The organism is Synechococcus sp. MU1642, from assembly GCF_020514115.1.
Lineage (GTDB): Bacteria > Cyanobacteriota > Cyanobacteriia > PCC-6307 > Cyanobiaceae > Parasynechococcus.
Genome location: NZ_VTKZ01000002.1, coordinates 93727 through 116525, shown reverse-complemented (window position 1 = coordinate 116525; position 22799 = coordinate 93727). Strand labels below are relative to the sequence as shown.

The 22799-nt window shown below is 58.3% G+C and carries 28 protein-coding genes and 1 tRNA gene; 17 read left to right on the top strand and 12 right to left on the bottom strand.

The features are described 5' to 3' along the window. Window positions 1-123: 123 nt before the first annotated feature. From gndA to FZZ85_RS03245, 4 genes are read left to right on the top strand one after another with little or no spacing between them, the layout of a single operon-like run. Complete coding sequence (gene gndA / locus FZZ85_RS03260; protein WP_226412191.1) at window positions 124-1542, top strand: NADP-dependent phosphogluconate dehydrogenase; 1419 nt, start codon at window positions 124-126, stop codon at window positions 1540-1542. Window positions 1543-1553: 11 nt separating this feature from the next. Next, window positions 1554-2267 (top strand): 6-phosphogluconolactonase, encoded by a 714-nt coding sequence (pgl, locus tag FZZ85_RS03255; RefSeq protein ID WP_226412189.1) that lies wholly within the window; start codon window positions 1554-1556, stop codon window positions 2265-2267. Continuing rightward, entirely contained in the window at window positions 2248-2808 is a 561-nt protein-coding gene (locus FZZ85_RS03250; protein WP_226412187.1) for a CIA30 family protein, read from the top strand. The genes pgl and FZZ85_RS03250 overlap by 20 nt, the downstream gene beginning before the upstream one ends. 4 nt (window positions 2809-2812) lie before the next feature. Then, the gene (locus tag FZZ85_RS03245; RefSeq protein WP_226412185.1) at window positions 2813-3181 is read left to right on the top strand and encodes a hypothetical protein; all 369 of its coding nucleotides are present in this window, start codon (window positions 2813-2815) and stop codon (window positions 3179-3181) included. A gap of 11 nt (window positions 3182-3192) precedes the next feature. Here FZZ85_RS03245 and ilvD read toward each other — a convergent pair whose 3' ends face one another. From ilvD to FZZ85_RS03230, 3 genes are read right to left on the bottom strand one after another with little or no spacing between them, the layout of a single operon-like run. Next, window positions 3193-4866, bottom strand: coding sequence for a dihydroxy-acid dehydratase (gene ilvD / locus FZZ85_RS03240; protein ID WP_226412183.1), 1674 nt, complete (start codon window positions 4864-4866; stop codon window positions 3193-3195). A 44-nt stretch (window positions 4867-4910) separates the two neighbouring features. Further along, a complete protein-coding gene (locus FZZ85_RS03235) occupies window positions 4911-5189 on the bottom strand; it encodes a hypothetical protein (RefSeq protein WP_226399955.1) in 279 nt (92 codons plus the stop codon). Window positions 5190-5225: 36 nt separating this feature from the next. Then, window positions 5226-5831, bottom strand: a complete 606-nt coding sequence (locus tag FZZ85_RS03230) for a uracil phosphoribosyltransferase (RefSeq protein ID WP_226412181.1) — start codon at window positions 5829-5831, stop codon at window positions 5226-5228. Between the two features lie 55 nt (window positions 5832-5886). On the opposite strand from FZZ85_RS03230, the gene FZZ85_RS03225 reads away from it, so the two are divergent. Both FZZ85_RS03225 and cobW read left to right on the top strand, forming a co-directional pair. Further along, window positions 5887-6396, top strand: coding sequence for a pentapeptide repeat-containing protein (locus tag FZZ85_RS03225; protein ID WP_226412479.1), 510 nt, complete (start codon window positions 5887-5889; stop codon window positions 6394-6396). Window positions 6397-6401: 5 nt separating this feature from the next. Then, the gene (gene cobW / locus FZZ85_RS03220) at window positions 6402-7511 is read left to right on the top strand and encodes a cobalamin biosynthesis protein CobW (protein WP_226412179.1); all 1110 of its coding nucleotides are present in this window, start codon (window positions 6402-6404) and stop codon (window positions 7509-7511) included. Here the strand turns inward: cobW and FZZ85_RS03215 are convergent. Beyond that, entirely contained in the window at window positions 7448-8314 is an 867-nt protein-coding gene (locus FZZ85_RS03215) for an EamA family transporter (protein WP_226412177.1), read from the bottom strand. The two genes, cobW and FZZ85_RS03215, sit on opposite strands and share 64 nt — an antisense overlap. 284 nt (window positions 8315-8598) lie before the next feature. Here FZZ85_RS03215 and FZZ85_RS12160 point away from each other — a divergent pair, with 284 nt between their 5' ends. Beyond that, on the top strand, window positions 8599-8799 hold the full coding sequence (locus FZZ85_RS12160) for a DUF389 domain-containing protein (protein WP_370631130.1): 201 nt from the start codon (window positions 8599-8601) through the stop codon (window positions 8797-8799). Beyond that, complete coding sequence (locus FZZ85_RS12155) at window positions 8760-9218, top strand: DUF389 domain-containing protein (protein WP_370631125.1); 459 nt, start codon at window positions 8760-8762, stop codon at window positions 9216-9218. Before FZZ85_RS12160 ends, FZZ85_RS12155 begins: the two co-directional genes overlap by 40 nt. A 300-nt stretch (window positions 9219-9518) precedes the next feature. Here the strand turns inward: FZZ85_RS12155 and FZZ85_RS03205 are convergent, their stop codons facing one another. After that, window positions 9519-10484: an SDR family NAD(P)-dependent oxidoreductase gene (locus tag FZZ85_RS03205; RefSeq protein ID WP_226412175.1), complete on the bottom strand. Its 966-nt coding sequence runs from the start codon at window positions 10482-10484 to the stop codon at window positions 9519-9521. Then, window positions 10471-11277 carry an SdiA-regulated domain-containing protein gene (locus tag FZZ85_RS03200; RefSeq protein ID WP_226412173.1) on the bottom strand — a complete coding sequence of 269 codons (807 nt, stop codon included), beginning with the start codon at window positions 11275-11277 and terminating at the stop codon, window positions 10471-10473. Before FZZ85_RS03200 ends, FZZ85_RS03205 begins: the two co-directional genes overlap by 14 nt. Window positions 11278-11369: 92 nt before the next feature. On the opposite strand from FZZ85_RS03200, the gene FZZ85_RS03195 reads away from it, so the two are divergent. The 4 genes from FZZ85_RS03195 (at window position 11370) to FZZ85_RS03180 (ending at window position 13420) form a co-directional block, all read left to right on the top strand. Next, entirely contained in the window at window positions 11370-11912 is a 543-nt protein-coding gene (locus FZZ85_RS03195) for a TIGR00730 family Rossman fold protein (RefSeq protein ID WP_226412171.1), read from the top strand. After that, window positions 11912-12607 (top strand): SDR family NAD(P)-dependent oxidoreductase, encoded by a 696-nt coding sequence (locus FZZ85_RS03190; RefSeq protein ID WP_226412169.1) that lies wholly within the window; start codon window positions 11912-11914, stop codon window positions 12605-12607. The genes FZZ85_RS03195 and FZZ85_RS03190 overlap by 1 nt, the downstream gene beginning before the upstream one ends. Window positions 12608-12668: 61 nt before the next feature. Then, a complete protein-coding gene (locus tag FZZ85_RS03185; RefSeq protein ID WP_226412477.1) occupies window positions 12669-12956 on the top strand; it encodes a hypothetical protein in 288 nt (95 codons plus the stop codon). Window positions 12957-13126: 170 nt separating this feature from the next. After that, window positions 13127-13420, top strand: a complete 294-nt coding sequence (locus FZZ85_RS03180; protein WP_226412167.1) for a hypothetical protein — start codon at window positions 13127-13129, stop codon at window positions 13418-13420. Here the strand turns inward: FZZ85_RS03180 and FZZ85_RS03175 are convergent. Further along, window positions 13404-13820, bottom strand: coding sequence for a hypothetical protein (locus FZZ85_RS03175; RefSeq protein WP_226412165.1), 417 nt, complete (start codon window positions 13818-13820; stop codon window positions 13404-13406). The two genes, FZZ85_RS03180 and FZZ85_RS03175, sit on opposite strands and share 17 nt — an antisense overlap. Window positions 13821-13822: 2 nt before the next feature. After that, a complete protein-coding gene (locus FZZ85_RS03170) occupies window positions 13823-14059 on the bottom strand; it encodes a hypothetical protein (RefSeq protein ID WP_226399927.1) in 237 nt (78 codons plus the stop codon). A 367-nt stretch (window positions 14060-14426) separates the two neighbouring features. Between FZZ85_RS03170 and FZZ85_RS03165 the strand changes: the two genes are divergently transcribed. Then, window positions 14427-14822, top strand: coding sequence for a hypothetical protein (locus FZZ85_RS03165; RefSeq protein ID WP_226412163.1), 396 nt, complete (start codon window positions 14427-14429; stop codon window positions 14820-14822). Window positions 14823-15253: 431 nt separating this feature from the next. On the opposite strand, the gene FZZ85_RS03160 is transcribed toward FZZ85_RS03165, so the two are convergent. Together FZZ85_RS03160 and nrdJ are read right to left on the bottom strand one after the other, a co-directional pair. After that, a tRNA-Ser gene (locus tag FZZ85_RS03160) sits at window positions 15254-15340 on the bottom strand. Between the two features lie 58 nt (window positions 15341-15398). After that, window positions 15399-17729 carry a ribonucleoside-triphosphate reductase, adenosylcobalamin-dependent gene (gene nrdJ / locus FZZ85_RS03155; protein ID WP_226412161.1) on the bottom strand — a complete coding sequence of 777 codons (2331 nt, stop codon included), beginning with the start codon at window positions 17727-17729 and terminating at the stop codon, window positions 15399-15401. Window positions 17730-17850: 121 nt separating this feature from the next. Here nrdJ and FZZ85_RS03150 point away from each other — a divergent pair, with 121 nt between their 5' ends. From FZZ85_RS03150 to FZZ85_RS03135, 4 genes are all read left to right on the top strand, one after another. After that, complete coding sequence (locus FZZ85_RS03150; protein WP_255615955.1) at window positions 17851-18528, top strand: trans-aconitate 2-methyltransferase; 678 nt, start codon at window positions 17851-17853, stop codon at window positions 18526-18528. Between the two features lie 6 nt (window positions 18529-18534). Next, entirely contained in the window at window positions 18535-20181 is a 1647-nt protein-coding gene (locus tag FZZ85_RS03145) for a peptide chain release factor 3 (RefSeq protein ID WP_226412159.1), read from the top strand. Between the two features lie 69 nt (window positions 20182-20250). Beyond that, on the top strand, window positions 20251-20472 hold the full coding sequence (locus FZZ85_RS03140; RefSeq protein WP_226399915.1) for a hypothetical protein: 222 nt from the start codon (window positions 20251-20253) through the stop codon (window positions 20470-20472). A 41-nt stretch (window positions 20473-20513) separates the two neighbouring features. Continuing rightward, window positions 20514-21209: a CPP1-like family protein gene (locus FZZ85_RS03135; RefSeq protein ID WP_226412157.1), complete on the top strand. Its 696-nt coding sequence runs from the start codon at window positions 20514-20516 to the stop codon at window positions 21207-21209. A 7-nt stretch (window positions 21210-21216) separates the two neighbouring features. Here the strand turns inward: FZZ85_RS03135 and hslO are convergent, their stop codons facing one another. Both hslO and FZZ85_RS03125 read right to left on the bottom strand, forming a co-directional pair. Continuing rightward, window positions 21217-22134: an Hsp33 family molecular chaperone HslO gene (hslO, locus tag FZZ85_RS03130; protein WP_226412155.1), complete on the bottom strand. Its 918-nt coding sequence runs from the start codon at window positions 22132-22134 to the stop codon at window positions 21217-21219. 14 nt (window positions 22135-22148) lie between these two features. After that, on the bottom strand, window positions 22149-22787 hold the full coding sequence (locus FZZ85_RS03125) for an ABC transporter ATP-binding protein (RefSeq protein ID WP_226412152.1): 639 nt from the start codon (window positions 22785-22787) through the stop codon (window positions 22149-22151). Window positions 22788-22799 lie beyond the last annotated feature (12 nt).

Below are 22799 nucleotides of genomic sequence, written 5' to 3'. Positions count from 1 at the left end.
TCGCGGGAGTGAGCCGCCCTCTCCCTGAGCCGATGGTTCATTCCTGACATTTGTTGGTTGATTTGCAGTCAGGACCAGCCGAGATCAACACACTGAGGTGAGTCGTTAGTGGTCCTTCAGGCCATGTCCAAGTCTCACTTCGGCCTTATTGGTCTAGGCGTGATGGGCGAGAACCTCGTCCTTAATGCGGAGCGCAACGGTTTTTCTAGCGTTGTTTACAACCGCACCTACGCCAAAACTGAAGACTTCCTCCAGGGGCGTGGCAAGGACAAAAACATTCAGGGCGCCACTGACCTCGAAGATTTCGTTGGCAAGCTGGAACGACCCCGCCGGATTTTGATGATGGTGAAGGCGGGGTCTGCCGTCGATGCCGTCGTCGATCAGCTCTCTCCCTATCTCGAAGAAGGCGATCTGCTGATTGATGGAGGCAACTCCGACTATCACGACACCGAACGTCGTGTGAAGCAACTCGAGAGCAAGAGTTTCGGCTTCATCGGTATGGGTGTGTCTGGTGGCGCCAAAGGTGCCCTGGAGGGGCCGAGCATGATGCCCGGAGGAACCAAGACCTCCTACGAGGCCATCGAGAGCCTCGTGAACAAGATGGCGGCGCAGGTCGAAGACGGACCTTGTGTGACCTACATCGGTCCCGGAGGGTCAGGACACCTTGTCAAAACGGTCCACAACGGGATCGAATACGGCATCGAGCAGATCCTTGCTGAGGGCTATGACCTGATGAAGCGGGTCAAGGGAATGAGTGGTGTGCAGATGGCCGACGTTCTCGGTCAATGGAACGCCACAGAAGAGTTGTCGTCGTATTTGGTGGAAATCACCGAGGTGTGTCTCCGCACTAAGGACCCCGTCAATGGCACTGATCTGGTGGAGAAAATCACCGACCAGGCTGGCCAAAAGGGCACGGGACTCTGGACCGTGGTGACGGCGCTTCAGATGGGTGCTTCTGTGCCAACGATCTATGCCTCCCTCAATGCACGGGTGATGAGCTCGATGAAGCCCCAGCGCATGGCGGCTGAATCGATCCTCAAAGGTCCTGCCACTAAGGACTTTGATCTGGGGACGCCTGATGACGCCATGGCTCCGTTGATGGATGCCACCGTTCTGAGCTGCATCGCCAGTTATGCCCAGGGCATGGAACTGTTACGCATCGCCTCCAAGGATCTTGATTATGAGCTCCACATGCCATCGATCGCTCAGATCTGGAAGGGTGGTTGCATCATTCGGGCCCGTCTGCTGAAGCGCATTCAGGATGCTTTCGATGCTGACCCCCAACTGCCCAACCTGATGGTGGATCCTTGGTTCGCTGAGCAGATCAACCGACGGCTGCCCGGGCTGGCTCAAGTGGTGGCCGGTGCCGCCGAGGCCGGTATTCCCGTTCCCTGCTTCAGCAGCACCCTCGATTACATCAATAGCTACCGCTCTGGTCGTCTTCCCCAGAACCTGGTTCAGGCGATGCGCGACTGCTTCGGCTCTCACACCTACCAACGGGTGGACAAGGAGGGCGCGTTCCACACCGAATGGCTCAGCTGAGCGGTTGAGCGATGACCAACTACCGCATCGAGCGGGCGAGAGATTCCGATGACCTCGCTCGCAAGGCCTCTGAAATGATTGCCGCTCAGATTGATCTGGCGCTGGACCAACGGGATCGCTGCCAGATCGCTCTCTCGGGTGGAAGCACGCCTGCCAGGGCCTACTCCCTGCTCGGACAGGAGCGGCTGCCCTGGGATCGGGTGGACGTCGTCTTGGGCGACGAGCGCTGGGTTGCTGCGGACGATGAGTCCAGCAACGCCGGCATGTTGCGACGCACCCTGCTCTCCCCCGGGCCTGGAGCTTCGGCCGCCTTTCACCCGGTGCCCACCGTGGAACTCGAAAGCCCTGAGGCCAGTGCCCAGGCCTTTGCTGACCAGATCTCTCAGCTTTGCTCAGGAGCCCCACCGGTGTTCGATGTGATGCTGCTGGGCCTTGGGGATGACGGACATACCGCATCCCTTTTCCCCGGCACTGAGGCTCCAGCGGTGCTAGATCGCTGGACGACCATTGGCCGTGGTAAAGGATTGGATCGAATCACCTTGACGGCACCTGTTCTCAGTGCCGCCCGTCAGGTGATCTTCCTCGTCAGTGGGGCCGGAAAACAGGAGGCCCTCAGGCGACTGGTGGATCCCTCCGAATCTTCCGATCGCACCCCCGCTCGGCTGGTTCAACCTGCTAGTGATGTGCTGGTCCTCGCCGATCAGGATGCAGCCGCCGGCCTCTGAGCAGATTCTTTTCCAGGGCAGCGACTTTGCTGACTGGGCCAGCCTGAATGACACGATCATGGGCGGCCGATCCCGTGCCGGTTGTCGCGTGACCCCCGATGGACTCGTGCTGGAGGGGGACCTGGTGGAAACCGGTGGTGGGTTCGTGAGCTGCCGTTCCCCTCGCCTGCAGCCCGCGCTCGACCTGTCGACCTATTCGGCACTTCGGCTGGATGTTGAAGGTGAGGGACGCACACTGAAGATTGCCCTCGGTTGCAGGGATGGAGCCATGGGACTCACCGAACTGATTCCTGGTGGCCTCCGCTGGGTGGTGGATGTTCCAACCCAACCCACTGGCGTGACACCTGTGGTGGTGTCTTTCGACGACCTCAGACCCACCGTGAGGGCCAAGCCCGTTGGCATATCGCTGCGCTTCGATCCCAGTGGGATCACCCGCATTCAAGTGTTGCACTCGAAATTTGGCGATGCAGGGGATCTCAATCCGGGTTTTCGCGCAGGCTCCATCCGGATGCTGATCCGCTCAATCCGCGCCTTGCCCTGAGCCCATGGACCTTCTGGTGTTGATTGCCAAGGCGGCTGATGTTTGCCTCAAGCCCTGGAACCATGCGGTTGTTTTGATCGATCCTTCAGCTCCCGAACAAATCGACGATCTGCACGTGCGGATTGAATGCCGCGATGGCGAAGGCCAGCGTTGCTCCGAGCAGGACCTTGAACTGGAGATCTACCGGAGCGGTAACGAGATCAATCTGATGCTCAGCTGGTGGGACCAACCGGAACGCCCGATGCTCTGGCACGGGCGCCATCCGGTCTGGATGGATGGTGGATCCGGTCAGCGTTGCGCGGCACCACAGGATGCCGCCCCTCTCGAGGCATTGGGTAGACGTTTACGAGCCTTGGTGCAACCGGCTGTTTGACTGCGACGAACTCAATCGGAGTGGTCGGTTGTTGCACCACGGCTTGAGCTGGAAACCAGCCGTGCGTATTTGCCGAGTATTCCATGGCGATAGCGCGGTTCCGGCTTACTCCATCCCGTCCGGCGGCGCTCCAGTTCCACCTCATCCACGTTGAGTTGGAGCAGCAACTGGTCGGCATCAACGGTGATGCTGTCGCCCTCTTGAACTAGGCCGATCGTTCCACCAACAGCAGCTTCAGGGGCCACGTGACCTACCACCAGGCCATAGGTGCCACCGCTGAAGCGACCATCGGTGATCAGGGCGACCTTGTCTCCCAGGCCTTGACCCACGATCGCTGATGTGGGAGCCAGCATCTCCCGCATGCCCGGCCCACCAACGGGACCCTCGTTGCGGACCACCACCACATCCCCGGCCTTGATCTTTTTGTCGAGGATGGCGGCAAGACAGTCTTCCTCGCTTTCGAACACCCGGGCCGGGCCTGTGAGCACCGGGGTCTTCACACCGCTGATCTTGGCCACGCTGCCCTCGCTAGCGAGGTTGCCCTTGAGGATGGCGAGGTGGCCTTTGGCGTAAAGGGGGTTGCTCAAGGGGCGGATCACGTCCTGTCCGGCGGCTGGTGCTGACGGCACGTCTGCCAGCAAGTCATTCAGGGTCTTGCCCTCCACCGTGCGGCAGTCGCCGTGCAGCAACCCGGCATCCAGCAGCAGCTTCATCACCTGGGGAATGCCGCCGGCGTTGTGTAGATCAACGGTCACGTAGCGGCCACTGGGCTTGAGGTCACAGATCACAGGCACCCGCTGACGGATCCGTTCGAAGTCATCGATGCTCAGCTCGACGCCGGCCGTGCGGGCGATGGCAAGCAGGTGCAGCACCGCATTGGTGGAGCCACCCACCGCCATGATCACGCTGATGGCGTTCTCAAAGGCTTCCTTGGTCAGCAGATCCAGGGGGCGGATGTTGGCTTTCACGGCCTCCACCAGCACCTCAGCGGAGCGAGCGGCACTATCGGCCTTTTCCCCGTCCTCCGCAGCCATCGTGGAGCTGTAGGGAAGGCTGAGACCCATCGTTTCGATGGCGGCGCTCATGGTGTTGGCGGTGAACATGCCGCCGCAACTGCCAGCCCCAGGGCAGGCATTTTTTTCAACTGCGGTGAGCTGCTCCTCGTCGATTTTGCCGCTGGTCAGTTGGCCGACCGCTTCAAAAGCGCTCACCACCGTGAGATCACAGCCACCCAGCTTGCCCGGCTTGATCGTGCCGCCGTAGACGAACACCGAAGGAATGTTCATCCTTGCCATGGCCAGCATGGCGCCAGGCATGTTTTTGTCGCAGCCTCCGACTGCCAGCACCCCATCCATGCTTTGGCCGTTGCAGGCCGTTTCGATGGCGTCAGCAATCACTTCACGACTCACCAGGGAGTACTTCATCCCTTCGGTGCCCATGGAAATTCCGTCACTCACGGTGATGGTCCCGAACATCTGTGGCATGCCTCCGGCCTGCCGGGCAGCTTCCTCAGCCCGTATGGCCAAATCGTTCAGCCCCACATTGCAGGGGGTGATGGTGCTGTAGCCGTTGGCAATGCCCAGAATGGGCTTGCCGAAATCACTGTCTCCAAAGCCAACGGCCCGCAACATGGCGCGATTGGGAGACCGCTGAATCCCCTTGGTGACGGCGTCGGAGCGAAGCATGGAACGGAGCGGACCAGTGGCAATCAAGCCAACCTACCGAGCGCTCATCCTTCGCTTCCGAGTCCCTCGAGCTGGGCACGAACGCGGGCAATCTCTGCGTTGAGTTTTTCAACCCGTTCCTCGAGGTGCCCGTTGGGTGAACTGTCCAGTACTTCCGAACCGTCCTGCATCCGCGGTGCGTGCAACATCGACGTCTGCGCGCCGTAACGCCTACGCCTGTCAGCCTCATTGAGGAGCCACCAAGCCAGGCCTGCAGCACCGAGCACTGCTCCGGTGACCAGAGTTGCCAGGGTGCCTGAGCCCGTGTCGTGCTGCTGGGCCATGGGTGCAATCAACCTGAATGAAGGTTAGTCACGCCCTCAAGATCTGAAGTTCAGCCGTCGCACAGGGTCACCGATTCCCGGACAAATCTCGCCTTGCTCACCAAGGCTTTCGTCGATACAGGCGGTATGCAGCGTTAGGTCTGGAATCGCTTCACCCAAAAGCTTTAGTCCAGGACTGGCACATAGGGCAGTGATCAGTCGTAGCCGCCTTCCATCCACACCTTTGGTCTGGAGCTCTTGCAGAAGCTTGAGGGTGGATTGGCCATCGCTGATCTGATCAACAAACAGAATTACCCCGGCATTGGCTTCGATTTTCTCTGGGCATGACCCCAGGCTGAGGGAGGAATCGGGAAGGACAGATCGTCCCCCCTGCCAAAGCTCGAGGCCTGCTGGCAGCACTGGGATGGCGATCAGCGGAACCGACGACTCAACGATGGTGCCTTCGGTGTCTCCATCGATTCCGGGCACCATGTCCCGACGATGGGGCAGCCAGTCCCGCAGGGCTTCGTAGGTGAGCCACCGGCCGAGCTCCTGCAGGGCGGTGGCATAAAGGGCAGCAGGGGTTTCCCGGTGCCGCAACATCGTCAGCCAATGACCGATTAGGGGATGGGGTGGAACCACCACCCGCAAGCTCATGGCCATATCGACTCGCTCCGCTGACAGTTGCCATAACGTGATTGCTCAAATTACCGGTCTCATGGGCGCCCTTCGACGTTTGGCCTCGCTGCTTGCGGTGATCACGCTGGCGATCAGCACCGTTTTCTGGGCTGAATCAGTGCAGGCCATCACCGCTCCCGAGTTGCGTGGTCAATTCGCAGTTCAGGAGATCAGCGCCGATATGCACGGTCTTGATCTCAAGGAAAAAGAGTTTCTCAAGGCCGATTTGCGGGAGGTGAATCTCAGCGACACGGACCTGCGCGGAGCTGTGATCAACACCTCCCAACTGCAGGGGGCCGATCTGCGTAATGCCGATCTCTCCGATGTTGTTGGCTTTGCCAGCCACTTCGAGGGCGCAGATCTGCGGGGGGCCAACTTCACCAATGCGATGATGATGCAGAGCCGTTTCACGGACGCGCAGATCGACGGTGCTGATTTCACCAATGCTGTTATCGATCTGCCCCAACAGCGGGCTCTCTGTGCTCGGGCGGATGGATCCAACCCGACCAGTGGCGTCTCAACCCGTGAGAGCCTGGGCTGCCGCCCTTAATCCTCATGGCTAAGCGTCTGCCGGTGACCGTGATCACCGGGTTTCTCGGGGCCGGGAAGACGACGGTCCTCCGCCATCTGCTCACACGCGGAGGCCAGCGATTGGCCGTGATGGTCAATGAATTCGGCAGCGTTGGGCTTGATGGTGATCTGATTCGCAGCTGTGGCTTCTGTCCCGAGGAGGATGTTGATGGCCGACTGGTCGAGCTGAACAACGGGTGCCTCTGCTGCACGGTGCAGGACGACTTCCTCCCGACGATGGAGACCTTGCTGGAACGGGCGGATCAGTTGGATGGGATCGTTGTTGAGACAAGCGGTCTGGCCTTGCCACGGCCTCTGCTCCAGGCCTTGGATTGGCCAGCCATCCGTAGCCGTGTGCATGTGAATGGTGTGGTGACGCTTGTGGATGGCGAAGCCTTGGCTGCGGGCAGCCCAGTGGCTGATGCTGAGGCGCTGGAACGGCAACGTGCCGAGGATCCCAGCCTCGATCACCTCACAGCGATCGATGACTTGTTTGAGGATCAACTCCAGGCCGCTGATCTGGTCTTGATCAGCCGGGCTGATTGCCTTGATGCATCAGCGATGAATGAGGTGCAGGGGCGGATCAAGGGCAAAGTCCGCCCGGGAACCGCTCTGCTCCCGGTGTCTCAGGGACAGGTGGAGACAACTGTTGTGTTGGGTCTGGAGCACAAGCCCAAGCACCACCACGACCACGACCACGACCACGATCACGATCACGATCACGACCATCACGACCACAGCCATGTCGACATGGTCGGCAGCAATGTTCGCGTCGAAGGGGCATTGGACCGCCAGGCTCTCGAGCATCTGTTGCCCAACCTCATCAGCGATCACCAGGTGGTGCGACTCAAGGGGCGTGTCTGGTTGCCCAGCAAAACGCTTCCGTTGCAGATCCAGATGGTGGGTCCGCGGTTGAACAGCTGGTTTGAAGCAGCTCCCAGCCATGCCTGGCGTCCCGATCATGGCTGTGGTGCTGATCTGGTGGTGTTGGCCTTGAACAAGGCTGCCGCTTCGGCGGTTGAATCCAGCCTTCAGAGGCTGGTACATGCAACACCGGCCAAGGCCAGCACCGCGGCAGCTACTCCAGAGAGCTGAATTGGGTCTCCTTCCATTCGGCCCACAAAAAGAGCCATCACTGGCGCCGTGGCCATCAGCGTCACCCCTTCTCCAACGGGCATGCTCTGCAACACCATTTGTTGCAACAAGATGCCCCCGTTGGTTCCGATCACGGTTGCGATCACAAGCTTCCATAGCTCTCGCCGCATCAGACGGGGTTGTCTCCTGATTCCGTTGAGGAAGGGGAGCAGACCAAGCCATCCGCCAAGCAACCTGATGGCTGCAGTCTGCAATGGAGTGAGGTCGCTGCTGATCAGCACATGACGGGCCAGAAAGGCTCCGCTCAGCCCACAGATCACGGCGGTGAATGCCAACAGCAGCCCGGGGCCGAGGTCAGCGGCGATCGCCCCCTTCTCACGTTGGCTCGTTTCTCTCGCCTGCAAAGCAATGAGAACCACCGCGATTGAAACCAAAAACGCGCCAAGAATGTTCTTCACTCCCAAGCTGTCCCTCATCACCAGCACCCCAGCGATGCTGGCTAGCACCGGTCCGCTGGCTTCCACAGTGAGGGTTCGTCGGGTACCGAGTCGCCGCAGCGCCCCGAGATAAAAGCTGTCGCCGATCGCAATGCCGATCAAGCCGCTGATCAATAGCAGCAGAACGGCCTGCATTTCGGTGTCGTGCGGAAGTGTGAGCAGAGCCGGCAGAAACAGCAGGCTGGCCAGCCCGTTTTTCATGGCATTGAGCCGGATCGCCGTCATCCGCCCCGATAGCGATCGCCAAAGCGCACTGGCTCCCGTCCAGGCCATGGCCGCTCCGAGGGCCGCCAGCACACCCGTCATTGTTTGGTGGTGATCGTTGTGCAGTCTGCTGCGCTGTTCAGAACTCTGTGCAGGATTCAGGAACGTGAGTCCTGGAGAAGCACAAGGTGCTGAGGCAATTGCTGGAAAGCTCTTCAGGTCAGTGGGCTGTTCATCTTGAAAGTCGTGTTCCGCGCACTGAGCTCTATGAAACTCGGTTCGCATTATCCAAGCCATCGCTTGGCTTCTCCATTCTTCTGATCAGTTCTGCGGTGATCGCCACCCTCGGGCTGATCTCCAACAGCACAGCGGTCGTCATCGGGGCCATGATCGTCGCCCCATTGATGGATCCCATCATCAGCTTGGCCTTTGGCTTGGCGGTCAGTGACGGGAAATTGATCCGACGTTCTGCCGTCACTGTCGGCTTTGGCGTGTTGGCGGTGATTGGAACCGCATCGTTCTCAGTTGGGGGCTCGGCATCAGCCATGTGCAGTCGGAGATCACCGGACGCACGTCTGGGAATCTGATTGATCTCGGCATCACCATTGCAGCGGCTGCAGCCGGTTCGTTCTCGATGACGCGCAAGCACTTGTCGAATTCAATCGTTGGTGAGGCGATTGCTGACGCCTTGGTTCCACCGATTTGCGTCATCGGCATCGGCATCAACCTTGGCTCGGAAATGGTGGCTGTGTTTGGGCGAGGAACAGTGGCGGGTCTCACTAATCAGATTGCGGAGGGATCATTTCTGCTCTTTCTGGCGAACTTGATCGACATCACTGTCACCAGCCTTGTGGTGTTTTTAGTGCAGCGTTACGGTTCAGTCCGCACGTATTGGCGCAATCTTTTGGTTTGGCTGGGTCTACTCAGCTTGCTGAGCATTCCGCTGTCATCGGCCTTGCACGTATTTACCTTTCGGCAGAATGGATGCCGTGTTTGGTCGCTTTAAGGCAGGCTAATTGAAACGTGTAGCTATTGCCCAAAGCAACCCAAGATCTTGGTCGAGGGTTTGACTGGTGTACAGCAATGTGATAGTCGTCAATAACAAAGTAAGGCTTGATCTTGCTTTGCATACACTCGAAGATTTTCTGAATCAATCGTCGATGGATGACTTTTGTCAGAAAATGCAGAGGCGAGCTAAAGACTTTGGCTAAAAGGATCTTGATGTGAACGTCAGCGTGATTCCCCACTTCTATTTATTAGTTTGATAGTCATAAGGTGAATTAAACAATAGTCGGGTCTTAAGGGATCACTTTGAGAGTCTGTCTGACGGCGTCAGCACGGATTTAATCAGTTCGCTTGACCACGTCCAGAGCATCGTCGCTTTTTCTCTGTCATTCGCTTCCTCAGATGGTTCTGTTGGTTTCAATTGATGCCGTCCAGGGCCCAACAGTCCATTGCTCCAGTAGCTGAAGCCTGGCTGGCGAAGCTGTTCATTGATGAGCTTCACAAGCAGTTCTCCAGCTCGTTCAACGCTCTCCGTCAGTCTCAGAACATCTCGGGCAACAAAGCCAAACAAGGCCTGCCCTAGGGGATTGGCCTGGCGACTGTTTCTGAAAAAACCGCCCGATGTCCGAGGAATCACCAGTCCTGGACTCCACGCCACAACAGGCATACCGGGACGCTGCCGATGGATCTCTTGGGCCATCAGCAGATTGCAGAGCTTGCTGTCTTTGTAGGCCTTATCCGCATTGAACCGACTCTCTGCGTCCACCATCGGGGCACCAGGTCCCTGGTGAAGCCCCTCCATCGCTCCCAGTCCGGCAGGCAGGCCGACCCGTCCCCCACCGGTGGATGGGTTGTGCACTTCCGAGGCGGTGATCACGATGGCTCGGGTGTGATCCTTCAATCTTTCAGCCAGGAGTTGATGGGCTAAGTGGTTCACCGCAAAGGTGAGTTCAACGCCTTGTGCACTCCAACGGGGTGAGCCATGGCCGGCGTATTGCAATCCAGCATTCAGCACCAGCGCATCGAAGGGCATATGGTTTTGAAGCAGCGGTTCGATCGCTTGGGCTACGGATTTCAGATCCGCTAGATCGGCAATACAGGTTTGAACGGAATCAGACAACGCCGCCCGGGTTGCATCGGCCCGCTCCGCATTACGGCAAAGCACGGTCAATGCATCACCACGGGCTAGCAGGATCTTGGCTGCTTCAAGCCCGATACCGCTGCTGGCACCAGTGATCAAAACGTGGCGCTTTTCAGCAGTTGTCATGGAGCATGAACACGTAAAGATCGGCGTCACGATCGCTCACCACGTACATCCTTTTCCGACCGGGATCGAAGGCAACACCCTCCGGTTTGCGGATCGGTTTTGGCTTGCCTCCTGTGCTGATGGTGAGGTCGAGGCGCTGGAGAACAGTGTCGCCTGTCCAGTCGTATTGGAACAGGCATCGGCCCTTGTCGCTGATGATCCAGAGGGTGTCGCTGGTGCTGTCGTAGCTCAGACCCGAGAAATCCAGCATGTCGGCCTTCAGTTCGGGATGAATGAACCCTTGGCTGGGCTGCAGCACTCTTTTGGAGAGGATTTTCGTGAGTGAGGAATCGAGTTCGATCAGCAGACCTGGCTGGTGCTCTTTGAGCACAAACACATGGTCGTTCCTGGTGTTCACGGTGATGCCCTCCAATCCGTTGTTTTCGGGAGGGTCTGGGAAGTGGTGCGCAATCGTGTTGTAGTTGGTCATCGCTGACAGGGGGCGTCGAGAGCGTTCCGTCCTGCTTTTCAGATCCACCACCACTAAAGAATCGCTCGCTTCCTGGACAACGAGCAGCTCGCTGTCATCGCCACGGATGGCGATGCCCTCCAAGTTGTCGATGTCGATGAAGAACGAGTCGCTCACCGACACCCTGCCTTGGAGATTGAGCCGAAAAATCGCCTTGGTGTCATCACTGACGGTGTACAGCGCCGAGCCATCCCTGTTCAACGTCAGTCCGGATGGTTCATTCAGGCCGAGCCCTGGGTCACGAATCCGATGACGTCTCAGCAGCTCAAGGCGCATCGAGGTCATCCACACAGGGATCCGTACCTGGTCATTTTCGAGGCTTGGCTCGTTTTTACCAGCCATCGCAGGTGAGGATGAATGAATCACAGCAAGGCGTCATGAATCGGATCGCTGTGTATTGCGGCTCCTCGAGCGGCGACTCGAGCCTGTTCAAGCTTGCTGCCACTGAGCTGGGTGCACTGATCGCCTCCCAGGGGATGACCCTGGTTTATGGCGGAGCTCGGATTGGCTTGATGGGCGCTGTTGCTGATGCCGCTTTGGCCTCTGGCGGGGAGGTGATCGGGGTAATCCCCAAGGCAATAACGCACGATGAGGTGATGCACGCCGGTTTGACCCATCTCGAGGTTGTTGGATCGATGCACGAGCGCAAAGCGCGGATGCTCGACCTGGCCGATGCAGTCTTGGCTATGCCCGGAGGTCTCGGGACCCTCGACGAGTTGTTTGAAGCCTTGACCTGGGCTCAGCTCCGTTTTCATGCCAAGCCGATCGGCATGCTCAACCTGAATGGCTATTTCGATGCGTTGCTGAGCTTTCTGGATGACAGCGTTTCGACAGGCTTTCTCTCGGAGCGGAATCGTGCGCTCCTCTTGGATGCAACAACGCCAGAATTGCTCATCCATCGACTCCTCAATGTGCCTTGATGCGACGCACGGTTTTGCTCACCGGAGCCAGTCGTGGCATCGGACGTTCCATCGCCAGACGGTTGCTCAACGATGGTCACCGCTTAAGTCTTGGCCTGCGGGATCCAGAGGCTTTAAGGGGAACAGATCTGGATGTCGAGAGGGTGTTGCATCACGCCTACGACGCCACCGATCCAGCCAGTGCTTATGCCTGGGTTGGCAGCACAGTTCGTCACTGGGGTTCAATCGACACCCTGATTCACTGCGCGGGGATTTTGCATCGAACACCGCTGCTGTTTGCGGATGGTGAGGAGCAGCAGCTGGACGAACTCTGGGCGATCAATGTGAAGGGGCCCTGGTGGCTGACCCGTGCTGCCTGGCCATTCCTGGTGACCAGTGGTCATGGACGAATCCAGGTGCTGGTGTCAATGAGTGGTAAACGAGTCAAAGGTCGAATGGCGGCCTACCCCGTGAGCAAATTTGCCTTGATGGGGCTCTGTCAGAGCATGCGCAATGAAGGTTGGGACAAGGGGATTCGGGTGACGGCGATCTGCCCAAGTTGGGTCAATACCGATATGGCTTGTGCGGTGACAGCCGTTGAGCCTGGTGCGATGACCCAACCCGAGGATCTTGCGTCACTCTCCAGCAGCCTGTTATCGATGCCGAACGCTTCGGTCCCCTTTGAGTTGGCAATGAACTGCTCTCTGGAAACCTGAATCTTCTGGTTGGGACGATCAGGTGGCGTCGCTAGGGATGTTTCAGCGTCCATGCGCTGCGATGTGTCTTTTGGCGGCGATTGGCCTGCTAGCTCCGCGCCTTGTTTTGGTGCTGCTGTGGGTGATCAACAGCAGCTTTGTTCTGCAGCCCTTTAGCGGTGCCACTGTTCCCAACCCAGTGCTGCCTGTTCTTGGCTTGCTGTTCCTTCCCACCACAACCCTTGGGTATTGCTGGGCTGTCGCTTCGTTGGGGGGAGTGTCGTCCTTGAGCGGATTGTTGGTGTTGTTGATCGTAGTGATCATCTACTTCGGCTTGATCGGCAATGGTCGAGGTGCCGTATGCCGTTGAACACGCGTCCCGTGGATAACTGTGCCATCTGTCAGCTGCACGCTGACCCTGCAGCTCGAGAGCATTATGTGATTCGGCGATCGGAGCTCTGGTTCTTGCGCCATCACCCCGACCCAGCACCTCTTCCTGGTTGGCTTCTTTTGGATTCACTGAGGCACTGTTCCGGCCCCGTGGATTTCACAGCGGTCGAGGCTTCTGCTAGGGGTCGCGCTGTCTGTGATGCGAGTCGCCTCGCCAAGCAGATCAACGGATGCGAACGTGTGTATGCGATTGCCTTTGGTGAGGGAGCCCAGCACCTTCATCTGAATCTCATCCCACGCCATCTGAATGAACCAGCCTCCAAGGCATGGGCGATTGCCTACTTGTACCGGTCGATGGATCGTGGAGATCGAGCCGCTGCAGATCCTGCTGCTGTGGCCTCGATGGTTCAACGCTTTCGACCGTTGATCAGCGCTCAGGGTTGAAGCGTTTGGGCGTCTTGGTGCTGTTGGCGCTTTTCATAAGGTTGCCCAAAGGCCAGCCGAGGTGCCTGAGATGTCTCAACGTGTTTGCCGACGCGTTGAAGCAGTTCTCGCTGTAGCTGCTGGTAATTCCGATCTCTTTGAGGGTGAGCAGCAGCAACCTCTGCTCCCGGCGTGTACCTCGCCGGCTCGCGATCATCGCAAAGTTGCGTTCACGAAGCTGTTCGCTGATTGCATCGATCTTGTTGGAATATCCCAGGGAGAGGGTCTGATCAATGGCGCGATAGGCGGTGTAGATCCTTCCTTCAGGATTGTCCTCAAGGGTTTGAACCCGTTCACTTAGGGCAATCACGGCATCCATCACCGGTGCCTGGAGTGCTTGTTCAATCTGTTCAAACTGCACAATTAAAACCCTCCTACGGCCAAACGTTCATCACAGGCACCCTCGTAGGCGCGGATGGCTGCGTTGGGTATGGAGCCATTGCTCTTGAGCTGGCGCACCGAGAGCTCTACGCACTGGAGCACAACACTGGTGAGCTCACGCCCTTCACACAGGGCCCAACTCCGAAGCAGCACATGAAGGCTCGGGGGAACGGAGACCGTGAGTTTGACCTGAGTCTCGCGGGTGGAGGTTTTGATCATGGTCCGTTTGCTGCCGTAGCATCTTGAGAGTAACCCCACAGCTACCCACAAGCAACTACAAGGTATCTTAAAGTGGGCTTAGGGTTGCTGCACAGTCGCTTGGCAGTGCTTCTTGGTCGTGCTGCGCGATTTCAATGGCTGGCGCGCAGGCACTCGGTCCACGGACCTCGTATCTTGAGCATCAGGCTTTGCTGATCTGGCTGAAATTGTTGTGTCTTTGTCTCGTCAATTCAGCAGTTCCATGGACTGCTCGTTCTGCTGACTCGGTGATTTGAGGTATCCACTTTGAATTTCCCAAGTCAAGTCCCTGTTTATGCAAAATTCGCATCAATGTGGATAAGATGACACTGCGATGTCGATGGATTTGATGGGCGCTGCTTCTGTTCAAGCTGACAAGATTGTCAACGTTAGGTTGTCTGAATCGGAGCACACTCTGCTTAAGACCTACTGCGCTTCATTGAATCGAAGCATGCAAGATGTGCTGCGTGATTTTGCGTTGATGCAAATCCAGAAGCAGCACTTTTGTTGCCGCCTTGTGCGCTCCTTGATGGAAGAACATGGGATTGAGCAAGACCCCAGGGTCAGTAAACCTTGTTATGGCTATGCCTGTTATTACTGCAGCCATGCAGAGGCCTGCATGGCTGGCGAGACGGATCTGCTTTATGTCCCCCGCCATGAGATACGTGAACTCGTTGCTGAGGAATCGGCGTATATCTTCGAGTTCGACGGCAGCAGCATCGAGGCCCCTGCACAGCCAGGCTGATAGTGTTTAGATGCGCCAATAACCTTGTCCTTTGAGGGATGGGCCTTCCGATTCCAGAGTTCGACGCATGGCGTCCAGGCAGGAATTATTTTGAGTTTCGGAAGCAATTTGTGGATGTCACGAAATCGAGCACAAGCCCTTCAAAACTCCGAACTATTTCTCCCATAGTGATGTCGCCAACTCGCTAATTGGGCATGGAAGCCGGGTAGAGCGATGTCCGACGAGTAGGTATTTGGCCCTCGCTTTGGTGGGGGGTCAAATCCGTTTCTTCCTTAAGAAATATGGTTGTGTATCTCAGTGAACTGATTTGTCCGTCAATGTATCGATGTGGTCGAATCGCTCCGGTGATGCATCACCGTCGGCCACACAACATTGTTTGATCTGTTTGAAAAGTAGCGATCATTGAGGTCGCCGCTTTTAGTTCAAGAAAACGGAGAGGGTGGGATTCGAACCCACGGTGCCCGTGAAGACACGCTGGTTTTCAAGACCAGAGCCATAAACCACTCGACCACCTCTCCAGAGGGTGCCAGGTGCCCCACGGGGCACCTGGCAACTGTATCGGGACGTGATGCCAGCTCAGTTTTTTGGCTTGGCCAGAGGCAGCAGACACTTGTCGGAATCACAACCAGCGGGGCCGGCTTCGGTCAGCTCACCCTGGTCGTAACGCTGCAGTGCTTCAAAGAAATCAGTGCTGACGCGACGCTTCACCACAGCGGATTGCAGTTCTTCGTAGGTGGCTGCATCGATCGGCTCGAAGGGCAGGCGGGGGAAGGTGGCATTGGCATCGAAGCGGGCTAGAAGGGCCGCCGAGATGTACCCCTCGCCCTTCTCCATGGCTTGATGCAGAGCAACAGTCAACGGTTCGATTTCGTGCTCGCGGAATTCGATCGTGGCGGAGGTGTTGTGGGCGGTGTAGTGACGCTGCACCTGCATGTAAAAGTCGAATTGCGCCATGGCACTGAAGCCGTTGATGTCGACTGCATCAGCACCAGGAAGGTTGGCCCAGCTCACCTCGGTGGGGATCTCCACCAGCCATTCGGTGCACCGGGGATCGAAGGGATCATTCAGTAGACGGCCTTCCTCATCCTTGTCGGACTGGGAGGGAACGATGGTGTAGCCGTAGTCCATGCAGGCCATGGCCACGGGGTCGTTCTTGCGGAAGGTGATCCGGCGGATGAAGCGCTGGGCTTTGGGGGGATGCCAACCAGGTGCGGCACCGGTGAGAAGGCTCTTGGTGCCTGCAGGTTGGACAGTGGTGCAGCGGTTGGGGCGACGCAGACCCTGGCGGTCGCAGTAGTCCGAGACCGTTTGATTGACGATCTCCTTCCACCGGCTCAGGTAAGCGGCTTCCTGCTCCTTGAAGCGCAGACCTGACTCGGTTTCAGGGCGGCCGGCTTCCCACCAACGCAGCCAATCCGTTCCGAAGGCGTGAACAAAGAAGTCGAACAGACCGGTGAAGCTGACGCCCACGATCGGATCCCACTCGCGGCTCTGGCGGTAGCGCTCAACTTCGAAACGATGGTTGAGCAAACAAGCAACCGACAGAGCACCAGCACGGAAAGCATCAGCCTGCCCCTCCTCGTCGCTGGGGTCGATCTGGTTGAGGTGAACCTCGGCCAGATTGCAGTGGAAGTCAGCACCCAGGATCTCGCCGCAGGGATTCAAGCCGTAACGGCTGAGGCGGTGCTCCAGCTCGTGGGCGTCTATTGGGCCGTGGTTGTCGGACAACCAGCGACCAGCCTCCTCGCGACCCTGGTCGCAGTAGATCTCGATGAACTCCGTGCGCAGTTCAGGGGTGGTGAGCAGATCGGCATTGGAGCGAGCGATCGCTTCGGGAGCGAACTGGATCGCACCTTCACCAGAGTGGAACTGTTTGGTCACCGCTGCGTGCACAACGTCCTTGCTGGGACGGGTGTGGTACACACGTGTGTGGTTGGCCATCCGCAGCGCATCACGCTCGGGATCGATCCTCCAGTTGCCCTCCTCGTCTTGCTGCCAGAGGTTGTCCTTGGAGGACGCAGCGGCCTGGTCGTCTGCGGCGAACTGGCGCATGCCGGCACTGCGACGGATGTTTCCGGCAACGATCGTGACGGCGGCTTCGTCGATCAGCAAACAGCACTCCACCGATGTGAGTCGACGGCCCTGGGCCTTGTTCAGCAGCCGAGCAACACGCCCGTAGAGATCCTTCAGCTTGACGGGGTTTGCCATGCCGCCAAAACCCTTCAGCGTTTCACCAACGGGCCTCACATCGCTGAGGTCCACCTCGACCTGAATTGGTTCGCCGTTGAACCGCTCATCGCTGCTGAGCTCGAGCATCAGCTGGTAGCTGTCCACCCAGCCACGGCGAGTGTCACCCACCTTGATGGTCACCTTGTTGCCGACAATGCTGTAGGTGCAGTCGTCCTGGCGCTGAGACGCAGGAGTGATGCCGATGTCGCTAACGCTGAGGACTTCAAAGGTGTTGCGCACCACCGGAAGCCTGTCGATCAAGTGCGGCTCGATGATGGCGCCGGTGCCACAGCCCATCATCGCCAGGTCCATCATCAGACCGAAGGCCTGCCAATCAACCAGGTTGGTGGACGTGCAGTTGTAGGAGCCCGAGAAGTTTTCGGGCTGTTCGATCCAGCGTGTGCCACCGATCCAGAGCCAGCGGCCTGAGGGAAGAGCTTTTTTCTCGGCCTGCATGCGAGCCAGCAGGGCCACTTCCGCGTCGTTGAGGTTGCCCAGTTGACGCAGACCTTCCAGGTTTCGCGCACCCACCTGGTTCCAGCTCTCACGGCCGCTTGGGGTTTTGCGGCTGTAAGTGCGGTAGAAGACCGGGTTGGCAGCAGGAGCAGTTGCGGGGAAGGCGCCGAACCCGGCGACAGATCCCGCAGAGGTCTCCACGCGATTTGGAGTGAGGGTCACGTGCGGTATGTGGGCAAAGGACAAGTAGCGAAACCCTAACGCCACAGATGGGGGTAGCAAGGTCTCTTTACCACCATCAACAGTGTCCCGTTCAGACTGAGTTCCAAATCGGCAGTGAATAATGCAGCGGCGGCTGGAGCCTGAGTTGATGAACGGCGATGCGCAGGTGCAGGCCTATGCCGCTGCTGACTTCAGTTCCGGCGATCAAGCCACCATCGAGGCGATACAGCACCTCCTCTTCACCACATCACCTTTGCCGCCAGATCCACTGGTGGTGGATCTGGGCTGTGGCCCGGGAAACATCACCCTTCGGCTGGCCGAACTCTTCCCCAACGCTCGGATTATCGGTATTGACGGTGCCGAATCGATGTTGGCCATTGCTAAGGGGCGGGCTCAGCAGCAGCAGCTGGAGATGTCATTCCTATGTCAGACCCTTAAGGAGGTCCTACGAGGTCCTCTACTCGGGCGGGCCGATCTGGTCGTTAGCAACAGCCTTTTGCATCACCTGCACCAACCCGATCTGCTTTGGACGGTCAGCCGAGCCCTAGCAGCACCGGGTTGTCGCACGTTGCATCGGGATCTGCGGCGTCCGACCTCCGATGCTGAGGTTCAACAGCTGCTGCTCAAACATCTGCCATCGGCGCCAGAGGTGTTGCAGCAGGACTTCGCTGCCTCGTTGGCTGCGGCCTTTGAACCTCAGGAGGTGACTGAGGAGTTGTACAAGCTGGGCCTCAATCAATTAACGGTGTCAGTAGAGGACGACCGTTATCTGGTGGTGTCAGGCTTGGTGAAGTCCTGAAATCCGATGAGCGGCAGTCAAGCGACCACTGATGGTGATCTGGCCCAGGTTTTGGCCTCGGCGGTGGATCGCCGTCGCAACTTTGCGATCATTTCCCACCCAGACGCGGGAAAAACAACTCTTACCGAGAAGTTGCTGCTCTACGGCGGTGCCATTCAGCAGGCCGGTGCTGTGAAAGCGCGGGGTGAGCAGCGGAAGGTGACCTCCGACTGGATGGAGCTTGAAAAGCAGCGGGGGATCTCGATTACCTCAACGGTGCTGCAGTTCGATTACGGCGTCACCACGATCAATCTTCTGGACACCCCAGGTCACCAGGATTTTTCCGAAGATACCTATCGAACGCTGGCAGCTGCTGACAACGCTGTGATGCTGGAGGACGCAGCGAAGGGTCTCGAGCCGCAGACCCGAAAGCTGTTCGAGGTCTGCCGCATGCGCGAGATCCCGATCTTCACCTTCATCAACAAGATGGACCGCCCGGGGCGGGAACCGCTGACTTTGCTCGATGAAATCGAGTCGGAACTCGGCCTTACCCCCTGGGCCGTGAACTGGCCTATCGGCAGTGGTGAGCAATTCCGTGGCGTGATCGATCGCCGCACAAAGGAGGTGGTTTTGTTCAGCCGTGCTGAACGCGGCAAACAGGCAATTGAGCAGCGCCTCTCCCTGGACGACCCTGCCCTGCGGGAGTTGGTGGAAGAGGACCTCTTGGATCTGGCCGTTGAAGAAATGGAGTTCCTGGAAGCGGCAGGCGCCGAATTGGACATCGAGATGGTTCATGCCGGTGAGCTCACCCCGGTGTTCTTTGGCTCGGCGATGACCAACTTCGGGGTCCGTCCGTTCCTCGATGCCTTCCTCGAGATGGCCCAGCGGCCGATTGCCCGATCCAGCAGCGAAGGTCTGGTGGACCCGTTGCGGGAGGGGTTCAGCGGCTTCGTGTTCAAGCTTCAAGCAAACATGGACCCCAGGCACCGAGACCGGGTGGCATTCGTTCGTGTCTGCAGCGGCCGTTTCGAAAAAGACATGACGGTGAAGCATGCCCGCACCGGCAAAGCAATCCGCCTCTCACGTCCTCAAAAGCTTTTCGGTCAGGACAGAGCCGTGGTGGAAGACGCCTATCCGGGTGATGTGATTGGTCTCAATAATCCCGGCATGTTTTCAATAGGAGACACCCTATATGTGGGTTCGAAAGTGGAATACGAAGGCATTCCCTGCTTCAGCCCGGAGATTTTCAGTTGGCTGCGTAACCCCAACCCTTCAGCCTTCAAGAATTTCCGCAAAGGCGTTAACGAACTTCGGGAAGAGGGGGCTGTGCAGATCCTCTACGACACCGATGAGAGCAAGCGAGATCCAATTCTGGCGGCCGTCGGACAACTCCAACTTGAGGTTGTGCAGCACAGGCTGGAAAACGAATACGGCGTTGAAACCCGCCTTGAGCCCATGGGTTTCCAGGTTGCCCGTTGGATCAGCGGTGGTTGGGCTGAACTTGAGAAGGTCGGGCGGATCTTCAACTGCAAGACCGTGCGTGATGCCTGGAATCGGCCGGTGTTGCTGTTCAAAAACGAGTGGAATCTCAATCAGCTCCGAGAGGACCATCCCGAGCTTCAACTCAGCAGTGTTGCCCCCGTGGTGAGTGGAGTGGAGCCGATCAGTCTTTGAACAGAGCTGATCTCTTCATCCACACCTCAGCTGCTCTCTCGCCAGAATCATGCCGTGCGTCCAACTCTCGTGAGTACGTTCTGGCTGCTGAAAAATAACGCTGACGGCGGCACCGAATACGTGTGTTTTCGTGGTGATGACGAATCAGTGGAAATGCTCGAGGGCTACCACTTTCCCCCGCAGATGCCGCTGATTAAACGTCGCTCCTGGATGAACAGGATGGATGCCCTCAGCTGTCGCAGCAGGCTTCAGCGAAGCGAGGGTTTTCGTCACGGTGCTCCCCTCTTCTGAACAGGCCCCGATACGCTCATCAAACGACCCCGACCGACGCAATGGCAGCCCTGGGTGAATCTGGTCCCGATGCAAACGCAGATGATCCATTTGCCCGTCTCGGCCTGAGCCGTGATGCGGGGTTCGAACAGGTTCAGGCGGCGAAGGCGCGCTGCCTGGCCGAAGTTTCCAGTGATGATCAGGCCCGGGCAAAGATTGAGGCGGCCTACGACGCCGTCTTGATGGCTCGTCTTCGGGACCGGCAGCAAGGTCAGGTGAGTGCTGCTGCAGCAACCGCATCGGAGCGTGAGGAGATAGCAGGATCGATGCCCTCGTTGCCAGCCAAGGCACCAGTGGGCAAAGTTTTGGCGAATCTCCGCAGCAAGTTGCCTGATCCCTCCCAGTCTCTCTCCGGACTTAAGCCTGACTGGGCGCTTGTGGAGGGGCAGGGGCGTTACGTGCGCACCATTGCGGGGATCATCGGTGTTGCTCTGCTGCTGCTGTCTGCCGGCAGCATTCAATTAGTGCTTGCTTTGGCCACGATCGGCGTGTTTCTCAGCCAGGTTCGCCGTGGCCGGCGACCACTGGCATCCCTTGGCTGGACGTTGCTGGCGCTCAGCATCGGCTTGGCGGTGGGCTCTTTGTTGAACCTGGCGCTTTCTCCGACTGCTTTTGAGCAGCTGGCTCTCAGTCCTCTCCAGATTCAATCCCTGCCTGCTGCTCTGCTGCTCTGGGCGGCAGCCCTTTTCCTGGCCTGAAATTCAGTCAGGCAGCCGACGGCAGGGTGTTAATCAGTTCCTGCAGCTCCGCAGCACTCACGTCATAACGGTTGTTACAGAAGTGGCAGGTCAGTTCCGCGCCACGATCTTTGTCTTGCATGTCGGTCAGTTCGTCCCTTCCCAGCAGGAGCAGGGCCGCCTTGCTGCGTTCACGGCTGCAAGGACAGAAAAAACGAAGCTCCTGACTGGCCTCAGCGTCGTCGAGAGGTTTTGGATCAAGGTCGGGGAAGACATCCTGAAGGAGATCTTCAAGCTGGTCTCCACTTGCAGCCAGCCGCTGACTGAATCCAGTGATCTCGCGGCAACGTTGTTCAATCAGCTCCACCAGGGCGGGCTCTTCCGCTGCTTTGGGAAGGATTTGAACCAGCAGGCCACCGCTGGCGTGGATGCCGGCACTATTCACCTGCTCTCCCACAAACACAGCTGAAGGGGTTTGTTCGGAGTGGAGCAGATAGGACGCAACATCCTCACCAATGCCTCCGCTAACGAGTTCAACAGTGCTGTTGAAGGGCTCGCCCTTGCCGTCGTCACGCATCACGTGGAGGTAACCGGTGCCAGCGGCTTCCTTAAAGTTGAAGCTGAAGTGTCCGACTTCATCCTGAATAGGATCGAGTTCCAGGGCCGGCTCGCCGACGTAGCCACGAACGGTTCCGTTGCGACCGGCATCCACCATCAAGCCCTTGATCGGTCCGTCGGAGCCGAGGCGCAGATTCACCCTGCCGTGGCGCACCTTCATCGAGCTAGCGAGCATCAGTCCAGCCGCCATGGCCCGTCCGAGCATCACGCTGGTGAGGAACGACAGCCCATGGCGCTCCCTCGCCTCACGCACGATGTTGGTTGTTGATACCGCCACCAACCGGATGCCACCTGCAGCTGCGGTTGCGCGAACCATCCGGTCGGCCATGTCCCCTTTGAAGCTCAGGGCAATGTAGTCATCGGATCGAGCCGCCCGCCCTGCAAACGCAGCCGTTGGCAGTCCCAGTCTTGAAACAGTTCGGGTTCATGAGTGACCACGATCAACACCTGTTCACGAGCCAGGCCGGCGAGCAGATTAAGCACGTCGCGTCGCACCGACCAATCCAACCCTGCGGTGGGTTCATCCAGGAGGAGCACTTCAGCGCCGCGGAGCATTTGCACCGCTAAGGCAAGCCGCCGTTGTTGCCCGCCGCTCAGTCGTTCTGGCGCCGTTGTGGAGGCGATGTTGTTGAGGCCAACGCGTTCGAGCACGCTCTGTTCGCGCTCATGACCGAGCCGGCGATGGCCCAGCCGTAGTTCCTGAGCCATGCTCAGCCCGAGGAAATGGCGCTCGGGAAATTGGAAGACGAAACCGCAAAGCCAGCGCAGCTGGCGCCGTTTCATCGCGCTGCCCTTCCAGTGGATGCTGCCGGATGTGGCTGACGCCAAGCCGCTGATGATTTCCAGCAGCGATGTCTTTCCGGATCCACTGGCGCCAGCTATCAGCAGCGGCCGTCCATTCTGCGTCTGAAAACTGACGCCATCGAGGATCGGGTCGCTAACCGTCGCAGGTGCATAGGTGATTCCTGAGAGCTCGAGCATGCGATCAGCTTG